The sequence below is a fragment of the Agromyces sp. G08B096 genome (assembly GCF_040267705.1).
Taxonomy (GTDB): Bacteria; Actinomycetota; Actinomycetes; order Actinomycetales; family Microbacteriaceae; genus Agromyces.
This window is the reverse complement of sequence record NZ_CP158374.1, coordinates 3,018,390-3,040,288: the sequence shown is the minus strand read 5'-3', so window position 1 is coordinate 3,040,288 and position 21,899 is coordinate 3,018,390. Positions and strand designations below refer to the sequence as shown.

The window sequence follows — 21,899 nt, the reverse complement described above, 5'->3', positions numbered from 1 at the left end:
CCGATGCATCCATGGTCGAACGCAGAAGTGCTCACGTTCTGACTACTTTTCGGAGGAGAATCGGGAGATGCGCGCCGACCGACTCGTGGCCACCCTGCTGCTCATGCAGGCGCGGGGTCGCGTCACCGCGCGGGAGCTCGCCGCGGAGCTCGAGATCTCGGTCGCGACCGCTCGGCGCGACCTCGAGGCCCTCTCGGGCGCGGGCGTCCCCGTGTACCCGCAGCCCGGCCGCGGCGGCGGCTGGTCGCTGCTCGGGGGCGGGCGCACCGACCTCAGCGGGTTCACCGCCGCCGAGGCGCGCTCGCTGTTCCTGCTCCTCGGGCCGCGCGCCGGCGACAGTCCGGAGGGTCGCTCGGTCCTGCGCAAAGTGCTCCGTGCGCTGCCCGCGACGTTCCGCGCCGATGCCGAGGCGGCGGCCGGCGCGGTGATCGCGGAAGCGGGCGGATGGGCGAGGCGGCTCGACGTCACGACCGCCACCGCCACCGCCACCGTCGGCGCCGGCGACGGTGCGGCGGGTGCGGCCGGTGCCCGGTCCCTGGCCGTCGTCCAGGCAGCCGTCGTCGAGCGTCGGGTCATCCGGTTCGGCTACCGGGCGTGGGGGTCGGAGTCCGACCGCGAGCGCGTCGTGCGACCGCTCGGACTCGTGGACCACGGCGGCACCTGGTACCTCGTGGCCGACGTGGCACGGGCCGACGGCGCCGACCTGCCGGGCGACGCGGTCGCAGCGCGCCGCACGTACCGCCTCGACCGGATGCAGGACGTCGAGCCGCTCGAGGAGACCTTCGAGCCGCCCGACGCGTTCTCGCTCGAGCAGGCCTGGGCCGAGGCATCCGCCGGCATCGCCGAGGCGCGTTCGCGCGCGCGGGCCGTCGTGCTCGTCGACCCCGCCTCGGCGGACGAAGTCCGGGGCTGGCTCGGCGACGCCGAACTGGACGGAACGGCGGACGACGGGCGGGTGCGGGTGATCGCCCGGGCGCCGGCCGAAGCCGTGCTCGCCACGAAGCTCGCGGCGTGGGCCGCCGTGGCCGAGGTGGTCGAACCCGACTCGCTCCGGGCGCGCCTCGCCGAGCTGGGGGAGGCGCTCGCAGCCCGCTACGGAACCTCGCGCGGCTGATCGGCGCACGAAGCCCGGCCGGCCGGTGCGCCGGGTCGGGAATCTTCCGTGCCGCAGAAGAACCCGGGAAGTTCACCCCCTCGGATCGTCGTCGACCCCACCGGAGCGCCCGCAGGCTGAATGCACACCGCCCCGGACGCGGTCTCGCATCCGGGCCACGACGACACGAGGGAGCTTCGACGATGAGCACCACCCGCCCCGGCGACCAGACCCAGACCGCTGCCGAACTGCAGCTCGAGTGGGATGCCGACCCGCGTTGGGAGGGCGTCCGCCGCGACTACACCGCCGAGGACGTCATCGCCCTCCGCGGACCCGTCCGGGAGGAGCGCACGCTCGCCCGCCGCGGCGCCGAGCGGCTCTGGGAGCAGATCCAGCGCAACACCGGCACCGCGTTCGAGCGCATGGAGGACCCGGAGTGGTCGGCCGCGCTCGGTGCGCTGACCGGCAACCAGGCCGTGCAGCAGGTGCGCGCGGGTCTCAAGGCCATCTACCTCTCCGGCTGGCAGGTCGCCGCCGACGCGAATCTCAGCGGGCAGACCTACCCCGACCAGTCGCTCTACCCCGCGAACTCGGTCCCCGCGGTCGTGCGCCGTATCAACAACGCGCTCCTGCGCGCCGGCCAGATCGAGACGGATGCCTCGCAGCCCGGTGCGTCCTCCGTCCACGGCGGCGACTGGATGGCGCCGATCGTCGCCGACGCGGAGGCCGGGTTCGGCGGGCCGCTGAACGCGTACGAGCTCATGCACCAGATGATCGAGGCGGGAGCCGCGGGCGTGCACTGGGAGGATCAGCTCGCGAGCGAGAAGAAGTGCGGGCACATGGGCGGCAAGGTGCTGATCCCGACGAGCCAGCACATCCGCACGATCAACGCGGCGCGTCTCGCGGCCGACGTCGCCGGCGTGCCGAGCATCATCATCGCCCGCACCGACGCGCTCGCCGCGACGCTGCTCACGAGCGACCACGACGAGCGCGACCGGCCCTTCGTCACGGGCGAGCGCACCGCCGAGGGCTTCTACGAGGTGCGGAACGGCATCGAGCCGGTCATCGCGCGCGGCCTCGCGTACGCCGAGTACGCCGACCTGCTCTGGGTCGAGTCCGCCGAGCCCGACCTCGACCTGGCGCGCCGCTTCGCCGAGGCGGTGCACGAGAAGTTCCCGGGCAAGCGGCTCGCCTACAACTGCTCCCCGTCGTTCAACTGGAAGCGTCACCTCGACGACGACCAGATCGCGAAGTTCCAGCGCGAGCTCGCGGCCATGGGCTACGCGTTCCAGTTCATCACCCTCGCGGGCTTCCACTCCCTGAACCACGGCATGTTCACGCTCGCGAAGGACTACTCCGAGCGCCACATGTCGGCCTACGTCGAGCTCCAGGAGGCGGAATTCGCCTCGGAGACCTCCGGCTACACGGCCACGCGCCACCAGCGCGAGGTCGGCACCGGGTACTTCGACCGCATCGCCACGGCCCTGAACCCCTCCAGCGCCACGCTCGCCCTCGTCGGATCGACCGAGGAAGACCAGTTCAGCCATTGACCCGTCGGGTCCACCACGCAGAGGACGAAGACCATGACCATCACGATCGACCGCACCGACTCCGAGACGACCGCGCCCGCGACCGGCGCGACCACCGCCCGCCCGCCCGCCCCGCGCCCCTTCGAGGCGCACGAGCCCCGGATCGAGGTCGTCGCGCCGCTCGGCGAGCGCGACGCAGAGATCCTCACGCCCGACGCGCTGGCCTTCCTCGCCGAGCTTCACGACCGGTTCGCCGGCACGAGGCACGACCTGCTCGCCGCACGCCTGCAGACGCGGGTCGACGCGGCGAACGGCCGTGACCCGCACTTCCTGCCCGAGACCGCGCACCTCCGGGCGGACCGCTCCTGGCGGGTCGCCGGCGCGGGCCCGGGCCTCGAAGACCGCCGGGTCGAGATCACCGGCCCCACCGATCGGAAGATGGCGATCAACGCGCTGAACTCCGACGCGAAGGTCTGGCTCGCCGATCAGGAGGATGCCACGAGCCCGACCTGGCGCAACGTCGTCGAGGGGCAGCTGAGCCTGTTCGACGCGCTCCGAGGCAGGCTCGAGTACACGAGTCCCGACGGGCGCGCCTATCGGGTCGAGCGGGAGCTCGCCGAGACGCCGACGATCGTCTTCCGTCCGCGCGGCTGGCACCTGACCGAGAAGCACCTTCGGTTCCATGACCGGGCGGGGCGCGCCCTCCAGGCGTCAGGGTCGCTCGTCGACTTCGGGCTGTACTTCTTCCACAACGCGCGCCGGCTGGTCGAGCTCGGCCGCGGGCCGTACTTCTACCTGCCGAAGCTGGAGTCGCACCGCGAGGCGAAGCTGTGGAACGACATCTTCGTGTTCGCGCAGGAGGCGGTGGGGCTGCCGCGCGGCACGGTCCGGGCGACGGTGCTCATCGAGACGATCCAGGCCGCCTTCCAGATGGAGGAGATCCTCTACGAGCTGCGCGAGCACTGCGCCGGGCTGAACGCCGGCCGGTGGGACTACATCTTCTCGATCGTGAAGACGTTCCGTTCCCGCGGCCGCCGCTGGGTGCTGCCCGACCGGAAGCAGATCACCATGACGGTGCCGTTCATGCGGGCGTACACCGAACTGCTCGTCGCGACCTGCCACCAGCGCGGTGCGTATGCCATCGGCGGCATGAGTGCGTTCATCCCGAACCGGCGTGACCCCGAGGTGACCGAGCGCGCGCTCGCCGCCGTCGCCGCGGACAAGCGCCGTGAGGCGACCGACGGGTTCGACGGCACCTGGGTCGCGCACCCCGACCTCATCCCGACGGCGCGCGCGGAGTTCGACCGGGTGCTCGGCGAGCGGCCGAACCAGCTGCACCGGCTCCGCGAGGACGTCGCCGTGACCGCGGCCCAGCTCCTCGACATCCCGTCGACGGGCGGCGAGGTGACCGAGGCGGGCGTGCAGGAGAACATCTCGATCGCGATCCGCTACCTCGAGTCGTGGCTGCGGGGCACCGGTGCCGCGGCACTCGACAACCTGATGGAGGACGCCGCGACCGCGGAGATCGCCCGTTCGCAGGTGTGGCAGTGGCTTCACGACAACACCGTCACGGCGGAGGGTACGCGCATCGACCAGACGTCGATCGTCCGGCTGATGGCGGCGGCCGTGGCGGGGCTGCCCCGGTTCGAGGGCGACCGCTTCGACGACGCCATCTCGGTGTTCCGCACGGTGGCGCTCGAGCCGGAGTTCCCCACCTTCCTCACGGTGGGGGCGTACGCCAGGTTCCTGTAGCCAGGCGACGGCGGATGCCGCGGCGATGGGTCGCGGCATCCGCCTCAGCGCATCGGCCGGGTCAGCGAAGCGGCACCCGCACGTCGCTGCCGCCCTCGGGCGTCAGCCGGGCGTTCATCTTCACCAGCGACGGCGTGGGCACGAACCCGCCGGCGAACAGCGCCTCGCCCTGCCGGAACCACGGCGACCGCTGGAGCAGCGCCTCGGGGGCGTAGCCGAAGTACGTGCCGAGCTCGGCGAGGTCGAGCGGTGAGGTCATCTTCATGAGCGCCAGGTTGTCGCACTGACTGATGATGCCGGGATGCACCTTCGACGGGCGCTGCGTGGACAGCAGCAGCCACAGCCCGAACTTCCGCCCCTCCGCGGCGATCTGCACGAGGCGTTCCCGCACCGCGATCGCGATGGGGGAGTCGAGCGCGGGGGAGCAGAGGTTGTGCGCCTCGTCGATGACGAGGAGCACCGGTCGGCGCTCCTCGCGGCGCAGCCACAGGTCGTCGAGGAGCGCGAGCGCGATGACCAGCTGCTGCTCGGGCGTGGAGAACCCGCCAAGGTCGAGCACGGTCGCATCGGGTCGCTCTCCGACGACCTCGGTGACGGCGCGATCCTCGCCCGCCCAGACCTCCCACTCGAGCAGGCCGAGGTTCTCGATGCGCTGTGCGAGCGGGTGCGGGCCGTCGCCGCGCATGCGGTTCAGCGCCGGCAGCAGCTCGTCGAGCTCCCCGGCCCGCATGACCGCCTCGTCGAGGTGGACGAGCGCGTTGTACTCCTCGCGGTCCGCCACCGGGTCGAGCCGCAGCACCGCGGCCTTCGAGGCGAGCGGCATCCCGAGGAACCGAGCCCGCAGCGGCGCGGCCGGGTCGCGCGGGCGGAGCACCCGGATGTCGCGGCCGGCGAGCGCCTCCGCCGTCGGACCCGCCGCGCCGGACGCGAGTTCGCCGAGCCGCACGAAGTCGGAGTTCGGGTCGAACACGACGACGGGCAGCGCGGTGTGCGCGATGAGCTGCTCGAGCACGACCCCGAGCGCGTACGTCTTGCCCGAGCCGCTCTGCCCGCACCAGAACGTGTGCCGGTTGAAGCGGGTCGGCAGCAGGCGTGCGGCGCCGCCCGGTGCCGTCAGCGCCGTGCCGACCTCGAGCAGCGCACCGGTCGTGCGGTGCAGCACTTCGACGGTCGCCTCGTCGACCGCGGCGACCGCGGCCGATTCGAACGGATGACTCGAGCGCACGTCGAGCCGGGCGTCGCCGGGGTCGCCCAGTTCGCCGAGCAGACGCCCGCGCAGCGCGGGCGCCGCGCCGTCGGTGAGCGCTTCGACGACCGCGAGCTGGCGGCCGCCGTCGTCGGAGAGCACGACGAGCGCTCCCGCGACGAGGCCCGTGCCCGAGGCATCCGCGATGCTGAAGGATCTGCCGTCGTCGCTGCGGGCGACGACCCCCCTGATGGCGTCCATGGGGCGATCCTCGCACCGGCGGGCACCGCTCTGGAAGAATCGGCCTTCGTGTCCGACCTGCTGATCCGTGCCGCCGACCCGGCGGACGTGCCCGCGCTCGCCGATCTCGCGGCCGAGACGTTCCCGCTCGCGTGCCCGCCGCACACGACGCCGGAGGCGGTGGCCGACTTCATCGCGCGCACCTTCCAGCCTGCGCACTTCGAGGGCTACCTCGCCGACCCCGATCGCGCCGTGCTCGTCGCCGTCGACGCCGAGGGCACGCTCGTCGGGTACGCGATGCTCGTCTCCGGGGAGCCCGCCGACGCCGACGCCGCGGCGGCGGTGACCGCGCGGCCGGCCATCGAGCTCAGCAAGTTCTACACGCGGCGAGCGACGCACGGCGCCGGCGTGGCCGCGCCGCTCATGACGGCCGCCCTCGACGTCGCCGCGGCGACCGGGGCCGCGGTCTGCTGGCTCGGCGTCAACGAGGAGAACGAGCGCGCGATCCGCTTCTACCGCAAGCGCGGCTTCGAGGTCGTCGGCCGCAAGCACTTCACCGTGGGCGACCGCGTCGAGGACGACTTCGTGCTGGAGCGGCCGCTCGCCTGATCGGGCCCCCATGACGCGGTCGGGACGGAGCTCGACCGCGACTCGGAGGGAGTTCTCCGCCCGGTTATACTTGCCCGCGAGCACGTCGGGTCCGGTCAGCCCCGGCTGAACGGGGAGGACCAGATCGTGGCGAGACGGATGACGGCGACGCCGCCCGTGCTCGCCGGCTACGCCTACGTGCGGCCGCTCGGCGCCGGCGGCTTCGCCGATGTCTTCCTCTACGAGCAGGACATGCCCCGCCGCCTCGCCGCCGTGAAGGTGCTGCTCGCCGACGCGCTCGACCCCGAGGTGCGGCGCGCGTTCAACGCCGAGGCGGATGTCTCGGCCCGGCTCTCGGCGCATCCGGCCATCGTCACCATCTACCAGGCATCGGTCTCGGCCGACGGCCGGCCGTACCTCGCCATGGAGTACTGCCCCGACACCATGGGCGCGCGCGCGAAGCGGCAGCCGCTGTCGCTGCCCGAGGCGCTCGACACCGGGGTGCGCCTCGCGGGAGCCCTCGAGACGGCGCACCGCTCGGGCCTCCTCCACCGCGACATCAAGCCCTCGAACGTGCTCGTCAACGCGCTCGGCGCCCCCGTGCTCGCCGACTTCGGCATCGCCGCGGCCCGGGCCGCGGAAGCCGGCGAGGCGGAGGTCTTCGCCATGAGCGTGCCGTGGAGCGCGCCCGAGGTGCTGAAGGAAGAGGTGTCGGGCTCGGTCGCCGCCGAGGTGTGGAGCCTCGGCGCGACGCTCTACACCCTGCTCGCCGGGCGCAGCCCCTTCGAGGTCGCCGACCGGTCGCGGAACACGCGCGAGCAGCTCACCCGCCGCATCGTCAAGGCGGGGTACACGCCCCTGCCCATCCCCGGCATGCCGGCCCAGGTCGACCAGCTCCTGTCGACCGCGATGGCGCGCGACCCGCAGAAGCGCTACCCGAGCATGGCCGCGTTCGCCGAGCGGCTCCGCCAGGTGCAGGCAGAGCTCGGCCTCCCGCCGACGCCGTTCGAGGTCATCTCGCCCGAGTGGGCCGGCGCGGCCCCCGTGCGCTTCTCCGACTCCTCGTTCCGCGGGCCCGTCGTCACCACCGTGCAGCCCGACTCCCGGCGGGCGACCCGGCTCTCCAAGCGCATCGAGCCCGGCAGCACCGACCGCGACGGCCTGCCGGTCGCCGCGAGCCGCCGGAGCCTCGGCGGCGTGGCCGCCGGTCTCATCGGCGCCGGCGTCGCGGTCACGCTCGTCGTCGGCGGGTTCATCGTGGCCCGCGTGCTCGGGGTCATCTGATGCGAGCCGCCGCCGAGCGCTCCGCCCGACGGCGCGCCCCGATCATCGCCGCGGTCGCCGGGATCGCCGCGGTCGGCGTGGTCGCCACGCTCGCCGTCGTCGCGACGGGGTACGAGTCGCAGGAGGTGCCCCGGCTCGAGTCATCCGTCTGGGTCACCCGCGACGACGGACGCTACGCCCGCGTCAACACGGAGCTCGCCGAGCTCGACACCGTGCGGTCGGTCGACGACCCCACCACCGTGGTGCAGTCCGGCGCCGCCGGGGTCGTGTACTCGGGCGGCCTTCGGCAGCGGTGGGCCCTCGACCCCGCGGCCCCGCTCGATCTCGTGGGCGGGCAGAGCGGCGAGGCGGATGCCGGGGCCGAGGCCGGCACGGGCGGCGGGGCATCCGTGGCGCCCGTCTCGGACGCCGGGCCCGCCGCCGTGGCCGACCCGACGCCCGCCGGCACGCGCGAGGTCAGCGCGGCCGGACGCTACGTCGTCTACCGGACCGACACGGGCCGGATCTTCCTCGGCGGGTTGGATGCCCCCGGCGCCGCGCCCATCGACCCCCTCGCGACCGAGGCGGAGGAGGGCGAGGAGCCCGTCGTCTACACCGCGGCGGCCGTCGGCGTCTCGCCCGACGGCGACCTCGCCGCCTACTCGGCGACTGAGGGAGCGGTGCGCCGCTTCGACGCGACGAGCCTCGAATCGGGCACGCCCGAGGAGCTCGAGGACCCGCCCGCGGCAGACGCCGAGCTCGACCTCGCCATGGCCGGCTCGAACTGGGTGCTGCTCGACGCGGCCGGCGGTCGCGCCTGGGTCGCCGGCCGTGCGGAGCCCGTCGAGGTCGACGTGGAGGCCGATGCGGTGCTGCAGGAAGGCGCCGCCGGCGGCGACGTCGTGTACACCGCCGACTCCGCGGGGCTGGTCGCGATCCCGGTCGACGGGTCGGCGCCCGAGCGGGTGCTCGAGGCCGACGGCGTCCCGGCCGCGCCCGTCGTGGTCGGCGAGGAGGCGCTCGCCGCCTGGGTCGGCCAGGGCGGCGGCACCGCGTGGAGCTCGGTGAGCGGCGAGCACGCGCTCGAGGTGCCGCAGGAGACCCTCGAGCAGGCCGCGCAGATCACGCCCGTGATCCGTTCCAACGGCGACCGCGCCGTCCTCAACGAGCCCGCCACCGGTCTCGTCTGGACCCTGCCCGACGGGCGGCTCGTCCCGCTCGAGCAGTGGTCGGTCGACGACGACACCGAAGAGCGCGAGGGCACGACCGTCGTCGAGGATGTCGCGGAGCAGCGCCCGCCCGTCGCCGTCGCGGACTCGTTCGGGGTGCGAGCGGGCGAACTGGTGAGCCTGCCGGTGCTGCTGAACGACCACGACCCGAACCGCTCCGACGTCCTCACCATCGCCGCCGACCAGGTCACGGGTCTGGACGTCGAGGGGTTCGGCGAGGTCGCCGTCGTCTCCAACGGGCAGGCGTTCGCCGTCCGGGTGGCCGCGACGTCGGGCACCGCGCGGTTCAGCTACGCCGTGACCGACGGGCAGCAGGCGTCGCCGCCGGTGACCGTCACGCTCACCGTCGTGCCCGACGACCAGAACTCCGCGCCCGCCTGGTGCGGCGTCGACGCGTGCACGCAGCACTGGCCGTCGCCCGAGATCCTGCCGGGCGGCACCCTGCTCGTCCCGGTCCTCGACGGCTGGGTCGACCCCGAGGGCGACGCCTTCGTGCTCGCCGACGCCCGCGCCGACGACTCGGCCGCACCCGTCACGGTCGTGCCGCGAGCCGACGGGCGTCTCGCCGTGCGCCACACCGACCCCAACGCGGCGGACGGCGAGATCGGCATCACGCTCACGGTGGTCGACGCCCGCGGCGCCACCGCCGAGCGTGCGCTGGTCGTCCGCGCCTCCGGCCGGCCCGCGATCACCGCCGACCGCATCGCGGTCGCCGCCGCAGTCGGGGAGACCGTCTCGGTCGACGTCGCCGAGCACGTGGTCGGCGGTTCCGGCTCGTTCCAGCTCGTCGACGCCGTCGCGTCGGGGGCTGCGGCGGGGCTCGCCGTCACGCCGAATGCCTCGTCGGGGCAGGTCGAGCTGAGCGCCACGGAGCCCGGCGAGTACGTCGTCGGGTACACCGTGGCCGACACGGTCTCGCAGGCCGAGCAGTCCGCGACGATCCGGCTGTCGGTGGTGCCCGGGGGCCGCCCGCTCGCGATCGCCCCCATGACGGCGTACGTGCGCCCCGGCGAGGACACCACCATCGACGTGTTCGGCGCCGTCCAGAACGCCACCGGGCGCGTGCTGCTTGTGTCCGGAGCGCGCAGCTCGAGCCCCGAGCTCACGGTCGGCGTCGTGGCGAGCTCGCATGTCCGACTCGGGGTGATGGGCGGCACGGCCGTCGGTCGGGCCCTCGTGGGCCGCGCCGACGTGACCGTCACCGACGGGTCGGGACAGGCCGTCACGGGCGTCGTCTCGGTGTTCCTGGCCGCCGACGCCGGCGACGACGCGCCCATCGCGCTGCCCGACAGCGTGACCGTGCGCGCCGGCGGCCTCGCGACCATCCCGGTGCTCGCGAACGACGTCAGCCCGCGCGGGGCGCGGCTGGTCGTGCAGCACGAGGTGCAGGGCTCGGGTGCGAAGGGCGAGCTCGCCTTCACCTCGGGCGACACCGTGCGCTACGTGGCGCCCGACTCGCCCGGCACCTACCGGCTGCGCTACGCGGTCGCGATGGAGAGCCACCCCGATCGCCTCGACTACGCCGACATCGCCGTGACCGTGCTGCCCGGCGGTGCGAACCGCCCGCCGCGTCCGCCCGTGCTGAGCGCCCGGGTGCTGAGCGGCCAGACCGTCGAGATCCCGGTGCCCGACTACGGCGTCGACCCCGACGGCGACCGCGTCGTCCTCGCGGGCGTCGAGCAGCCCGGCGCCGGCCTCGGCACGGCATCGGTGGCCGCCGAGGGCGACACCGTGGTGTACCACGCCCCGGCCGACGGCGTCGACGGCGGACAGCTCTCATTCGCGTACACCGTCCGCGACCCCGAAGGCGCCGAGAGCGTCGGGGTCATCCGGGTGGGCGTGCTCGCGGCGGAGCTCGCGGACGCGGCGCCCGTGACCTTCAGCGACTACGCGCGGGCCACGCGCGGCGCGCAGGCGCCGGTGCAGCTCACGCCGCTCGCGAACGACCGCGACCCGGCGCTCGGCCGCCTCGAGCTCGTGTCGGTGGAGCCGAACGCGCCGGCGGGCACCGCCGAATACGACCGGCTCGCGGCACTCGTCGACGACGCGGCGCTCGGCGACGGCGTGGTCGCGCTTCGGGCCGGGGATGTCGCGGGCACGAACTCGTACGTCTACACCGTGCGCTCCGCGCGGACGTCGTCGACGGCGCAGGGGCTCATCGTCCTCGCCGTGGGGGAGTCGGCGGCGGTCGATCATCCCGTGGTCGCCGATACGGTCGTCACGGCGCGCACGCGGACGGAGTTCGAGGCGAAGGGCCTCGACGTGGTCACCGGCCGGGTGCGCTGGGCCACCGGCGACATCCGCGGCCTGACGCTCGCGATCTGGGGCGACGCCGCGGAGCGCTACCGGGTCGACGGCTGGAAGGTGTCGGGCGAGCTGCCGCGCAACGGCGAGCTCGTGCCGTTCGAGCTGTCGGGCGACGACGCCGCGGGCAACCCGGTGGTCGCGTACGGGCTGCTCCGCATCCCCGCCTTCGACGACATGCCGGTGCAGCTGCGCGCCGACATCGACCCCATCCAGGTGAAGGAGGAGCGCTCGGCCGCCTTCGACCTGCGCAAGCTCGTCGATCTGCCGGCGGGCGACGACATCCGCCTCGACGCCGGCCCGTTCGCGACGCAGCGCGAGGCCGCGACGTGCCGGCCGACCGGCGCCCGCGAGGCGACCTATGACGCCGGCCGTGAAGCGCCGTGGTCGGACTCCTGCCTCGTGCCGCTGCGGATCGACGGACAGTCGCGCTGGTCGTACGTCGTCGTGCCGGTCGAGATCGAGCCGAAGGACCCGCAGGCGATCCTCACCGCGATCTCCCGCACCGTGCCGCCCGGGGCATCCGAGCGCGTCGACCTGTACCGCGACCTCACCACCTGGGAGGGCGGGCGCGAGGGCGACCGGTCGAGGCTCGACTACCGCGTCGACTACGGCGGTTCGGCGTTCACGATGACCCGGGCGGGCGAGGAGGTCGTCTTCGAGGCGCGCGCGGACGCGCAGCCCGGCACCCGCGAGACGGCGACCGTGACCGTGCCCGGCTTCGGCGGCATCACCGCGACCATCACCGTCGTCGTCGGCATCGCGCCGCCCGACGCGCCCCGCGGCGCGACGCTCACCCGCGAGTGCACGGTGAGCGCCGGCTCCTGCACGATCGAGGTCGTCGGCGTCTCCGGCGAGTACGACCCGTTCGCGGGCAAGCAGGGCGCCGGGCTCACGCTCACCGGGGTCGGCTCCGGCGGCGGGGTCGTCTGCGACGTGGCATCCGTGCAGTCGGCGGGCCGCACCGCCGTGGTCGCGACCTTCCCGGGCGGCCAGTCGGCGTTCGGCGGGCAGTGCGCCGTGCCGTTCACCGTGGCCGACGCGCAGGGACGCACGGGCACCGGCAGCCTGACCATCGACGTGCTCGGGTATCCGCAGCGGCCGGGCAGCATCACGACGTCGCGGTACACCGGCGACTCGGTCACGCTCGACGTCACGCTCGGCGACGCGCTGAAGGCGCACCCGCCCCTGACCGGGGTCGTCATCCAGCAGGACGGCCGACCCGCCGGCGCGAACTGCGCGCCGTCGCTCGCGGGCGTCTACTCCTGCGTGGTCGGCGGCCTCCTGAACGGCGAGAAGCACCAGTTCACGGCGCGGGCCGTGAACTCCGTCGGCGAGTCACTCGAGACCTCGGCCGAGACGTCGTGGGCGTACCAGGCGCCGCAGGTCGAGGTGGCCGAGGCCACGGCCGTGTACGTCGAGGGGCAGACCACGCAGAGCAACGCGGTCGTCGATCTGACGCTCCGCGGCACGGGCGACACGCAGGCATTCCGCCTCGCCGAGCGCAACCAGACCATCCAGGCGCCGGGCGGCCAGGCGTCGCTGCGATTGGATGTCCCGCCCGGCAGCTTCCTCGTCACGGTGGTGCCGGTGAGCCGGTTCGAGCCGCCGATCGACGGCAGTTCCGACGGGGCGTCGAAGGTGGCGAGCACGACCGCTGCGGGTGCCCCGACGATCGACGGCATCAGCGCGGGCCCGGCGTCGAACACGTCGATCGTGGTGTCTGGCGGTGCGGTGGGCGCGAACCACAGCGCGAAGCCCATCGAGGTCCGGTACATCGCGTGGCGGGGCGGCGGCGAGCCGCGCTGCTCCGTCGGCCCGACCGGCGGCGGCCTGCAGGTCGACGGCGGCGAGGTCGTCTCGACGAGCTCGACGATCTCGGGGCTGCAGCAGTACAAGCGGTACGCGGTGAAGGCCTGCGGCTCCAACGGGTTCGGCGTGGTGAGCTCGAACATCGCAGAGACGCGCACGTTCGTCGACGCGCCGCCGCCGAACGGCGGGCTGTCGTACTCGGTCGCCACGTCGCCCACGCGCGACGGGAACGTGTACCGCTACGGCCTGCAGTCGGCGCCGCAGCCGACCGGGCTGCCCGAGGGCTTCGCGCCGCAGTTCTACCTGTACGGCCAGTGGCGCGGCGACTTCGTGCTGTCCGACGAGAGCGCGCCGGTCGGCGTCAAGGCGAGGGGCTGCTCCACCGACTGGTGGTCGAACGACTGCACGGGCGAGGCCGCGGTGAGCGCGGCGACGGCGCCGACGACCGTGACCGTGACCTTCCCCGCCGAGTGCCGCCCGGCGGCGAAGGCCGAAGACGTGACGGTGACGCAGGCCGCGCGTGGCGCCGCGACCGTCGCCGTGGTGACCGGCACCGACGGTGTCGAGCGCTACACGGTGACCTTCGGCGGTGCCTACGCCGCGCTCGCCCCGATCGAGGTGCCCACCGAGAAGTGCGCCGGCCCGCCCCCGGGTGAAGGTGGCGGGGAGACCGACACCGGCGGCACCGGGACGACGCCATGACCGCCACGACCGTCCGCTCCTCGAGCCGGATCGTCGGCTCCAGCACCGCCACCGCCTCCGCCTCCGCCTCCGCCTCCGCCTCCGCCTCCCAGCCCGACCGAACCGACTCCGTGAAGGACCACCCATGACGCTCGCTCCCGCGCAGACCGCCTGGTTCGCCGAGACCTTCTCGCTCATCGCCGACAACGTCGAGCAGGCGGTGCTCGGCAAGCGCCACGTCGTCGAGCTCGTCCTCGCGACCGCCGTCGCCGGCGGCCACGTGCTGCTCGAGGACTTCCCCGGCACGGGCAAGACCGCGCTCGCGCGCGCGATCGCGCAGACGATCGCCGGCACGAACTCGCGCATCCAGTTCACGCCCGACCTGCTGCCGGGCGACGTCACCGGCATCACGGTGTACGACCAGAAGCGCGGCGAGTTCGAGTTCCACTCGGGCCCGGTGTTCGCGAACATCGTGCTCGCCGACGAGATCAACCGGGCGAGCCCGAAGACCCAGTCCTCGCTGCTCGAGGTGATGGAGGAGGGGCAGGTCACGGTCGACGGCGTGACCCGGAAGGTCGGCGACCCGTTCCTCGTGATCGCCACGCAGAACCCGATCGAGCAGGGCGGCACGTACCGTCTCCCCGAGGCGCAGCTCGACCGGTTCATGATCAAGACCTCCGTCGGCTACCCCGACGAGGCGGCGACGCTGCGCATCCTCCAGGGTGTCGCGAACCCGCGACGCGACCTCTCCGCCGTCGCCTCCACCGACACGATCGTCGCGATGACCGATCTCGCGCGCGGCGTCTACGTGAACCCGCTCGTCTCGGACTACGTCATGCGGCTCGTCGACGCCACGCGGCGCGCGTCGGAGGTGCGGCTCGGCGTCAGCGTCCGCGGCGCGATCGCCCTGTCGCGCCTGGCGATGGCGTGGGCGGCGGCGCACGGTCGCGCCTACGCGACCCCCGACGACGTGCGTGAGCTCGCGGTGCCGGCGCTCGCCCACCGCCTCGTGCTCGAACCCGAGGCCGAGTTCGACGGAGTGACCGCCGTGGCCGTCATCGGCCAGATCCTCCTCGACGTCGCAGCCCCGCGGGAGAACGGCGCGGCGTGACCCCTCCCACCCAGTCGCGGCAGGGCCGCAGCACGGGGCGCACCGGCACCGCCGGGCGCTCCGGCGGCCTGCCGCGCTCGGCCGGCGTGACGCGCACGAGCGGCCTCGGCCGCACGAGCACGTCGACCCGCACCGGCACGTTCACGCGGACGGGCACCGTCACGCGTCGTGCAGGCGGGCCGAGCGGCGTCGCGGGCGCCTGGCTCGGGGCGCGCGCGAGTGCCCGGCGCGCCGGCCGCGCCCTCCGCTCCGGTGCGGCGCGTGCGCGCGAGACCGTCTCGGCCGCCGGTGCGGTGCTCATCGCCGTGGCCGTCGTCGGCTCCGCCGCCGGGCTCGCCTTCGGCTGGGTGGAAGCGTGGACGGCCGCCGCCGTCGCCGCCGTGCTGCTGCTGCTCGCCCTGCCGTTCCTCGCGGGCGAGCACGACTACCGGCTCGAGCTGAACCTCGATCGCGACCGAGTCGTCGCGGGCTCCGAGGTCGGCGGCCGGCTCGAGCTCGTGAACGCCGGGCGACGCACGTCCCTCCCCGGCGTCGTCGACCTCCCCGTGGGTGCGGGGCTCGTCGAGGTGCACGTGCCCCTGCTGCGGCCGGGCGCCCAGCACGCCGAGGACCTCACGATCGGCGCCGAGCGGCGCGGCGTCATCGACGTCGGCCCCATGACCGTGAGCCGCGGCGACCCGCTCGGCATCCTCCGCCGCGAACAGGCGTGGCCCGAGGTGCAGCGGGTGTACGTGCATCCGGTCACCGTCGCGATCCCCAGCACGAGCGCCGGGCTCATCCGCGACCTCGAGGGCACCCCGACCGGCACGCTCGTGGACGCCGATCTCTCCTTCCACGCGATCCGCGAGTACGTGCACGGCGACTCGCAGCGCCACGTGCACTGGAAGGCGACCGCGAAGACCGGCACCCTCATGGTGCGCCAGTACGAGGAGTCCAGGCACGCCCGCTTCGCCCTCCTGCTCGACCTCGCCGAGGAGGAGTACGAGAGCGAGGACGAGTTCGAGATGGCGGTGAGCGCGGCGGCATCCGTCGGCCTTCAGGCCGTGCGCGAGGGCCGCGACGTGTTCGCCGCCGTCGGCGGCGAGGTGCCGGAGGCGGCCGGGGCGGTGCAGTCGATCCGCACGCTGCCGACGACCACGCCCCGGGTGCTGCTCGACGGCATGTCGGCGATCGACGCCGGCGAGCGGATCACGAGGCTCGAGGCATCCGCGGCGCTCGCGGCGCAGACGTTCGCCGACCTCTCGATCGTGTTCCTCGTGACGGGCTCGCGGATGCCGCTGCAGCGCATCCGGCAGGCCGCCGTGGCGCTGCCGGGCGGCATCGCCGTCGTCGCAGTGCGCTGCGAGCCGGCCGCCGAGCCGACGGTGCGCACCACCCGCGAGGCGACCGTGATCACCATCGGGGCGCTCGGCGACCTGCCCCGGCTCCTCGCGCGCGGGGTGATCTCGTGAACTCCGACCGTCGTCTCCCGCGCCGGGACCGGTCCGCCCGGTCGAAGCGCGCCGCAGCGCTCGCCGCGCGCAGGGAGCGCGATCGTCCGCAGGAGCTCGTCGGGCTCGGCTACCTCGTGGTCGGCACCGTGATCGCCGTGCTCGCCGCGTGGCCCGTCCACGAGACCCTGCGGCTGCTGCTCGTCGCCGCGGCCGGGCTCGTGGTCGGCGTCGGCGCGGCGGTGCTCGCCCGTCGCCTCGCCCGCGGCGGCGTCGCGCGTGCCGCCCTCGCCGCCGGCCTGGCGCTCGCCGGGTACGTCGTGATCGTGGTGCCGGTGTCGATCCCGTCGGCGCTCCGGTCGGTGCCCGACGCGGTGCGCGGACTCCGCGACGGCATCGTCGGCATCGTCGTCGGCTGGAAGCAGCTGCTCACCCTCGACCTTCCGCTCGGCGAGTACCAGGCCGTCCTCGTGCCGTTCACCGTGGTCGTGGTGGCCGGCGCCACCGCCGCGGCGATGCTCGTGCTCCGCGGCGGCCGGTCGGCGCCGTGGGCGGTGCTGCCCGTGCTCGCGATGAGCGCGTTCGGGCTGGCGTTCGGGGCGAGCTCGACGAGTGCGCCGATCATGGTCGCCGGCGTCGAACTGTCGGCGCCGCGCGAGCTCGGTGTGGGACTCGCGAGCGTCGCGGCCGCCGTCGGCTGGCTGCTGATCCGGCACCGGATGCTCCGCGCCAGGGCGCTCGCCCGCGCACGGGCCGGCACGGTCCGGACGTCGGCCGGCTCCGGGTTGCCCGCCCTGCGCCGTCGCGCCCTGGCCGCCACGATCCTCGTCGTCGCATTCGTCGGCGGCGTCGCCGTGGCGCCCGCGGCAGCCTCCCTCGGCGAACGGCAGGCGCTCCGCGACCAGGTCGAGCCCTCCGTCGTGGTCCAGCGCCAGCCGAGCCCCCTGGCCGCCTACCGCTCCTGGCTCGCGGCCGACCGGTTCGACGAGGTCGCAGTGCGACTCGACGGCGACGTGCACGAGCTCAGCCGGCTGCCGTTCGCGACGCTCGACGCCTACGACGGCGAGGTGTTCCACGTCGACCCCGACGCGCGCTTCGCCCGGCTCCCTCGCAACCCGCCGGTCGGCGCCGAGCTCGTCGAGGTCGAGGTGGAGGTCGGCGATGCGTACGGCGGCGTCTGGGTGCCGGCGCCCGCGGGCCTGGCCGCCGCACCGCGCTTCTCCGGCGCGCGAGCCGAGGAGCTCGCCGACGGCTTCCACCGCGCGTCCGGCGGGGAGGTCGTCGACATCGCCCCGGTCGAGGGGGTGACGGATGCCTCGGGCGCCGTCGGCCTCGCGCCGGGCGACCGCTACACGGTCGTGGCCGAGCGGCCGGACGCGACCGAGCAGGAGCTGCGCGACCGGCTCGCCGGCGCGACCGGCGACGCGCGGACGCTCGACCCCGAGCTCTACCCGCAGCTCACGGCGTGGGCCGAAGAGCAGGAGCAGCCGCGCACGGGCGCCGGCCTGATCGAGCTCGTCGAACGCCTGCGTGCGCGGGGCTATCTGAGCCACGCCCTGGTCGAGGACGCCTCGACGGAGTCGTGGATGGCGGCGCTCGCCGCCGAGGCGGGCGGTTACGCCTTCCTGCCGAGCTACGCCGGTCACTCGAGGTCGCGCATCGAGACGCTCTTCGAGTCGCTGCTCGACCAGCAGCGGCGAGCGGGCGAGGGCGCGCCCGACTCGCTCCTCGTGGCCGGTGTGGGCGACGACGAGCAGTTCGCGGTCGCGGCCGCCCTGCTCGCCCGGCACCTCGGCTTCGACTCGCGCGTGGCCCTCGGCGTCCGGCTCCCCGGCGCGGAAGCGGTGCCCGGTGAGCCGGGCTGCGAGGGCGACTGCACCGGCGCATCGATGGCCGCGTGGGTGGAGGTGCGCGCATCCGGCGGCGACTGGACGCCGCTCGACGTCACCCCGCAGTTCGCGCAACTGCCGACCGAGATCGCCGAGGGCGAGCAGCTGCCCCACCACCCCACGGTCCCCGACGACGCGCGCAGCGAGCCGCTCGACCCCGAGCGGGCGCAGAACGACGCGGATGCCTCCGCCACCTCGCCCGCCGACGACGAGACGGCGACCTCCGCCTGGGTGTGGCAGCTCGTCCGCACCATCGGCCTCTGGGCGGCGCTCGTCGTGTTCCTCGCCCTGCCGTTCGTGGCCGTCCTGGTCGCGAAGGCCGTCCGGCGCGCCGGACGACGCCGGGCACCCGACCCCGAGCTGCGTGTCCTCGGCGCGTGGGACGAGGTGGCGGACGCCTACGCCGACGCCGGGCGCCCCATGGCGGAGGCCGCCAGCCGGCGCACGGCGGCGCAGCGCACCGGCCGCCCCGCGCTGGTTCGGCTCGCGGCATCCGTCGATGAAGCGGTATTCTCGCCGTTCCCCCCGACCGAGGAGCAGGCCGACGAGGCGTGGCGGCTCGCTGACGGCGAGCGCGCCGAGCTCAGGGCTGCCGCGCGGCCCCGAGAGCGGATCCGCATGGCCTTGTCGCTCCGCTCGTTCACCGGCCGGGTGCGCAGCACCACGACGGCCCGACGCGCCGTCCACCAGAAGGAGATCACCCCGTGACCCCCACGCCAGACACCGGCTCGCTCGCCGCGATGGCCATCGTCCTGCTGTTCGTGTACCTGCTGGTCGGCGCCGGGCTGTACGTCTGGACCGGCCTCGCGATGTCGCGGCTGTTCGCCCGGCTCTCCTCGGAGCCGTGGAAGGGCTGGGTCCCGTTCGTCAACACGGCCGAGGTGCTCGCCCTCGGCGGCTACTCGCCGTGGCTCGTGCTGCTGCTGGTCGTGCCGATCGCCAACCTCGTGGGTGTCGCGTTCTACGCCATGGCCGCGCACCGCATCAACGCGCTGTTCGGCCGCGGCGTGGGCATGACCGTCCTCGCGGTGCTCGTGCCGCCGCTCTGGGCCACGCTGCTCGCGTGGGGGCGCACCGCGCCCGACCCCGAGCGCGGTCGTCTCGCGACGGCGCTCGGCGGCCAGGCCGCCCCGACCGGGCCGCTCGCGACCGTGGCGCCCGGATCGACCGGGTACCCGGCCTACCCGGGCGCGCCGGCCTCGAACTCGCCGGCGGCGCCGTCGTCGACGTGGCCCGCGTGGCCGGGAGCCGCCACGCCGGCGACCTCGCCCGTGGCCGGTTCCGCCGTGCCCGCCGAACCGGCAGCGCCGGCCGCATCGCCGGTCGCGCTCGTGGGGCCCGCGTACCCGGCGCCCGCGCCCGCGGGATACGCGTCCGCGCCCACGTACGCACCATCGGACTCGGCGCAGCCGCTTCAGCCTGCCACGCACCCCCTGGGAGCGGAGGCCGCCGCCTCGCCGGTGCGGCCCATCGTGCCGCCCGCTCCGATCGCGCCGCCGCCGTCGCAGCACCGCGCCGACGAACCGGCAGCGCACACCCTCGCGGAGCCGCCTTCGCAGACCTTCGCCGAGGCGCCCGCGCACCGGTTCGCGGAACCGCCCGCCCATGAGGCGATCGCGGCCGTGCCGGCCGCCGCTCCGCCGGCGCCCGGTGCGCCCGCCGCACCGCCCGCGCAGCCGGCACCCGACCTCCTCGCGTACGAACCCGCAGCCCCCGACCGGCTCCCCGCTCCCGCCCCGGCGTTCGAGGCGCCCGACGGCTTCGACTACGCCGAGGCGGCGACCATCGTCGTGCACCCCGAAGACGACGACGTCGACGAGACCGTCGTCGTGGCGCGCGCACCGCGCGTCACGTGGCAGCTCGTGCTCGACGACGGCGACGTGCTCGAGCTGAGCGGCACATCGGTGGTGCTCGGCCGGAACCCGGCGGCCGCCGCCGGCGAGCAGCGCCTGGTCGTCCCCGACCGCACGCGCACCCTCTCCAAGACGCACGCCCGGCTCGACCACGTCGACGGCGGATGGACGATTACCGACCTCGGCTCGACCAACGGCGTCCTCATCGTCGACGAGGACGGCGGAGAGACACTCCTCGACCCCGACGTGGCCGTGCCGGTCACCGGGCGCTTCGTGCTCGGCGAGGTCGGCATCCGGCTCTCAGAGGCAGCCCGGTGAGCGAGGCATCCGCGGTGCCCGTCACGCTCGCCGTCGGTGCCCGCACCGACACGGGGCGCAAGCGGGCGGGCAACGAGGACTCCTACCTGGCGGTCGCCCCGGCGTTCGTCGTCGCCGACGGGATGGGCGGTCACGACGCCGGCGATCGGGCGAGTGTAGCCGTGGTCGCCGCCTTCCGCTCCAAGGTGCCGGAGGGGCCACGCACGAGCATCGACGCGGTGCGCACGGCGCTCGCCCTCGCCGACACGGAGGTGTCCCGGCTCGCGGCGAGCACCGCGCGCGGGGCCGGGTCGACGGTCGCGGGCGTCGCCCTGATCGAGCACGAGGGACTGCCCTGCTGGCTCGTCTTCAACGTCGGCGACTCGCGCGTGTACCGGCAGCTCGGCACCGACTTGCAGCAGATCACGGTCGACCACAGCCTCGGCCAGGAGCTCGTCGACGGAGGGTCGCTCCGGCCCGACCAGCTGCGCGACTTCGCGCAGCGCAATGTCATCACGCGGGCGATCGGCGCCGCCGACAGCGCCGCCGACAGCTGGCTGCTGCCCGTGACGACCGGGGAGCGCCTGCTCATCTGCTCCGACGGGCTCACCGGGGAAGTGTCCGACGAGGCGATCCGGGCCACCCTGACCATGACCGGGCGGGCCGAGTCCGCCGCCGATGCGCTCGTCAAGCGGGCGCTCGACGCGGGCGGGCGCGACAACGTGACCGTCGTCGTGATCGACGTCGTCGCGGGCGGGAGCCCGGCGGTCGGCGAGGAGCCGACGGGCGAGCGGCTCGGTGCCCCGTCGACGGAGTCCACGATCGACGCCACGACGCTGCCCGTCCGGGTCGTGCGATGACGCTGCGGGGCGATGACGAGCTCGTCGACGACGAACTCATCGACGAGACGGTCGTCGTCGACCGACGGCCGCCGGGAGACGGGGCCGAGGCATCCGTGGACGACACGGTGGTCGTGGACCGCGGGGCGTCCGACCGCGCGGCATCCGCTCTTGAGGCTTCCGATTTCGAGGCATCCGCGGATGACACGGTCGTCGTCGACCGTTCGGCGAATGACGCGACCGTCGTGGTCGACCGCCGCCGCGGAGGTGCCGAGGCGCGACCGGCCGACGGCGCGGGCGTCGGCGAGCACGGCGGCGACGCCCCGGGCGACGGCGCGCTCCACGATCCCGAGGACGCGACCCTGGTCGTCGCCCGCCGGTCGCCGTCGGCCCCGACCGGCGCAGGTGCGACGCCGGACGGTGCCGATGCCGCCGACGAGTCGGCCCACGCCGTCACCCAGGTCCGGCGCCGACGCCCGGCCGGCCGTCGTGCGGCCGACCAGCTGCGCCTGGACCCCATCGACCTCCGCCGCTCGGTGCCCGGCGCCGGCGCGGGTGCCGTCGAGTTCTACCGTCCGCGGCAGCTGCCGGCGGCGTCGCCGGCACCGGAGGTCGCCCCGGCCGGCCCGCCCGCGGCCCGACCGGCCGACCGGGTGCTCCCGTCGGTGCAGCGTCGTTCGCGGCGCACGGCCGTTCTCGCGCTGGGCGGGCTCGCGGCCGCCGTGGTCGTCGGCCTCGGCGGCGCGGTGCTGGCCGTGTCCCTGCTCGTCGCGAGCTGACGTACGCCGTCCGTCCGCTGACCC

At 74.7% G+C, this 21,899-nt stretch carries 14 protein-coding genes; 13 read left to right on the top strand and 1 reads right to left on the bottom strand.

Going from position 1 to position 21,899, the window contains the following annotated elements; translation table 11 throughout:
* The first annotated feature begins 67 nt into the window (after positions 1–67).
* The 3 genes from ABIQ69_RS14495 (at position 68) to aceB (ending at position 4,374) form a co-directional block, all read left to right on the top strand.
* Positions 68–1,114, top strand: a complete 1,047-nt coding sequence (locus tag ABIQ69_RS14495) for a WYL domain-containing protein (RefSeq protein ID WP_350347834.1) — start codon at positions 68–70, stop codon at positions 1,112–1,114.
* Between the two features lie 182 nt (positions 1,115–1,296).
* Positions 1,297–2,643, top strand: a complete 1,347-nt coding sequence (aceA, locus tag ABIQ69_RS14490) for an isocitrate lyase (protein ID WP_350347833.1) — start codon at positions 1,297–1,299, stop codon at positions 2,641–2,643.
* Between the two features lie 33 nt (positions 2,644–2,676).
* Positions 2,677–4,374, top strand: a complete 1,698-nt coding sequence (gene aceB / locus ABIQ69_RS14485; protein WP_350347832.1) for a malate synthase A — start codon at positions 2,677–2,679, stop codon at positions 4,372–4,374.
* A 61-nt stretch (positions 4,375–4,435) separates the two neighbouring features.
* Here aceB and ABIQ69_RS14480 read toward each other — a convergent pair whose 3' ends face one another.
* Positions 4,436–5,821 (bottom strand): ATP-binding protein, encoded by a 1,386-nt coding sequence (locus tag ABIQ69_RS14480; RefSeq protein ID WP_350347831.1) that lies wholly within the window; start codon positions 5,819–5,821, stop codon positions 4,436–4,438.
* 48 nt (positions 5,822–5,869) lie between these two features.
* On the opposite strand from ABIQ69_RS14480, the gene ABIQ69_RS14475 reads away from it, so the two are divergent.
* The 10 genes from ABIQ69_RS14475 to ABIQ69_RS14430 all read left to right on the top strand — a co-directional run bounded on the left by ABIQ69_RS14475 (position 5,870) and on the right by ABIQ69_RS14430 (position 21,875).
* Positions 5,870–6,409 (top strand): N-acetyltransferase, encoded by a 540-nt coding sequence (locus ABIQ69_RS14475; protein WP_350347830.1) that lies wholly within the window; start codon positions 5,870–5,872, stop codon positions 6,407–6,409.
* Between the two features lie 126 nt (positions 6,410–6,535).
* Positions 6,536–7,672 carry a serine/threonine-protein kinase gene (locus ABIQ69_RS14470; RefSeq protein WP_350347829.1) on the top strand — a complete coding sequence of 379 codons (1,137 nt, stop codon included), beginning with the start codon at positions 6,536–6,538 and terminating at the stop codon, positions 7,670–7,672.
* Entirely contained in the window at positions 7,672–13,698 is a 6,027-nt protein-coding gene (locus tag ABIQ69_RS14465) for an Ig-like domain-containing protein (protein ID WP_350347828.1), read from the top strand. The genes ABIQ69_RS14470 and ABIQ69_RS14465 overlap by 1 nt, the downstream gene beginning before the upstream one ends.
* On the top strand, positions 13,695–13,826 hold the full coding sequence (locus tag ABIQ69_RS14460) for a hypothetical protein (protein WP_350347827.1): 132 nt from the start codon (positions 13,695–13,697) through the stop codon (positions 13,824–13,826). The genes ABIQ69_RS14465 and ABIQ69_RS14460 overlap by 4 nt, the downstream gene beginning before the upstream one ends.
* The gene (locus ABIQ69_RS14455) at positions 13,823–14,788 is read left to right on the top strand and encodes a MoxR family ATPase (protein WP_350347826.1); all 966 of its coding nucleotides are present in this window, start codon (positions 13,823–13,825) and stop codon (positions 14,786–14,788) included. Before ABIQ69_RS14460 ends, ABIQ69_RS14455 begins: the two co-directional genes overlap by 4 nt.
* Complete coding sequence (locus ABIQ69_RS14450; RefSeq protein WP_350347825.1) at positions 14,785–16,239, top strand: DUF58 domain-containing protein; 1,455 nt, start codon at positions 14,785–14,787, stop codon at positions 16,237–16,239. Before ABIQ69_RS14455 ends, ABIQ69_RS14450 begins: the two co-directional genes overlap by 4 nt.
* A complete protein-coding gene (locus ABIQ69_RS14445; protein ID WP_350347824.1) occupies positions 16,236–18,815 on the top strand; it encodes a transglutaminase-like domain-containing protein in 2,580 nt (859 codons plus the stop codon). The genes ABIQ69_RS14450 and ABIQ69_RS14445 overlap by 4 nt, the downstream gene beginning before the upstream one ends.
* Positions 18,812–20,278, top strand: coding sequence for a DUF5684 domain-containing protein (locus ABIQ69_RS14440; RefSeq protein ID WP_350347823.1), 1,467 nt, complete (start codon positions 18,812–18,814; stop codon positions 20,276–20,278). The genes ABIQ69_RS14445 and ABIQ69_RS14440 overlap by 4 nt, the downstream gene beginning before the upstream one ends.
* A complete protein-coding gene (locus ABIQ69_RS14435) occupies positions 20,275–21,117 on the top strand; it encodes a protein phosphatase 2C domain-containing protein (RefSeq protein WP_350347822.1) in 843 nt (280 codons plus the stop codon). The genes ABIQ69_RS14440 and ABIQ69_RS14435 overlap by 4 nt, the downstream gene beginning before the upstream one ends.
* Positions 21,114–21,875, top strand: coding sequence for a hypothetical protein (locus tag ABIQ69_RS14430; protein WP_350347821.1), 762 nt, complete (start codon positions 21,114–21,116; stop codon positions 21,873–21,875). The genes ABIQ69_RS14435 and ABIQ69_RS14430 overlap by 4 nt, the downstream gene beginning before the upstream one ends.
* The last annotated feature ends 24 nt before the right edge of the window (positions 21,876–21,899 follow it).

Excerpts from the sequence above, each read along its gene's own strand:
- ABIQ69_RS14460 (WP_350347827.1), top strand. The coding sequence starts at position 13,695 with ATGACCGCCACGACCGTCCGCTCCTCGAGCCGGATCGTCGGCTCCAGC.
- ABIQ69_RS14495 (WP_350347834.1), top strand. The coding sequence starts at position 68 with ATGCGCGCCGACCGACTCGTGGCCACCCTGCTGCTCATGCAGGCGCGG.
- aceB (WP_350347832.1), top strand. The coding sequence starts at position 2,677 with ATGACCATCACGATCGACCGCACCGACTCCGAGACGACCGCGCCCGCG.
- ABIQ69_RS14465 (WP_350347828.1), top strand. The coding sequence starts at position 7,672 with ATGCGAGCCGCCGCCGAGCGCTCCGCCCGACGGCGCGCCCCGATCATC.
- ABIQ69_RS14480 (WP_350347831.1), bottom strand. The coding sequence starts at position 5,821 with ATGGACGCCATCAGGGGGGTCGTCGCCCGCAGCGACGACGGCAGATCC.
- aceA (WP_350347833.1), top strand. The coding sequence starts at position 1,297 with ATGAGCACCACCCGCCCCGGCGACCAGACCCAGACCGCTGCCGAACTG.
- ABIQ69_RS14455 (WP_350347826.1), top strand. The coding sequence starts at position 13,823 with ATGACGCTCGCTCCCGCGCAGACCGCCTGGTTCGCCGAGACCTTCTCG.
- ABIQ69_RS14430 (WP_350347821.1), top strand. The coding sequence starts at position 21,114 with ATGACGCTGCGGGGCGATGACGAGCTCGTCGACGACGAACTCATCGAC.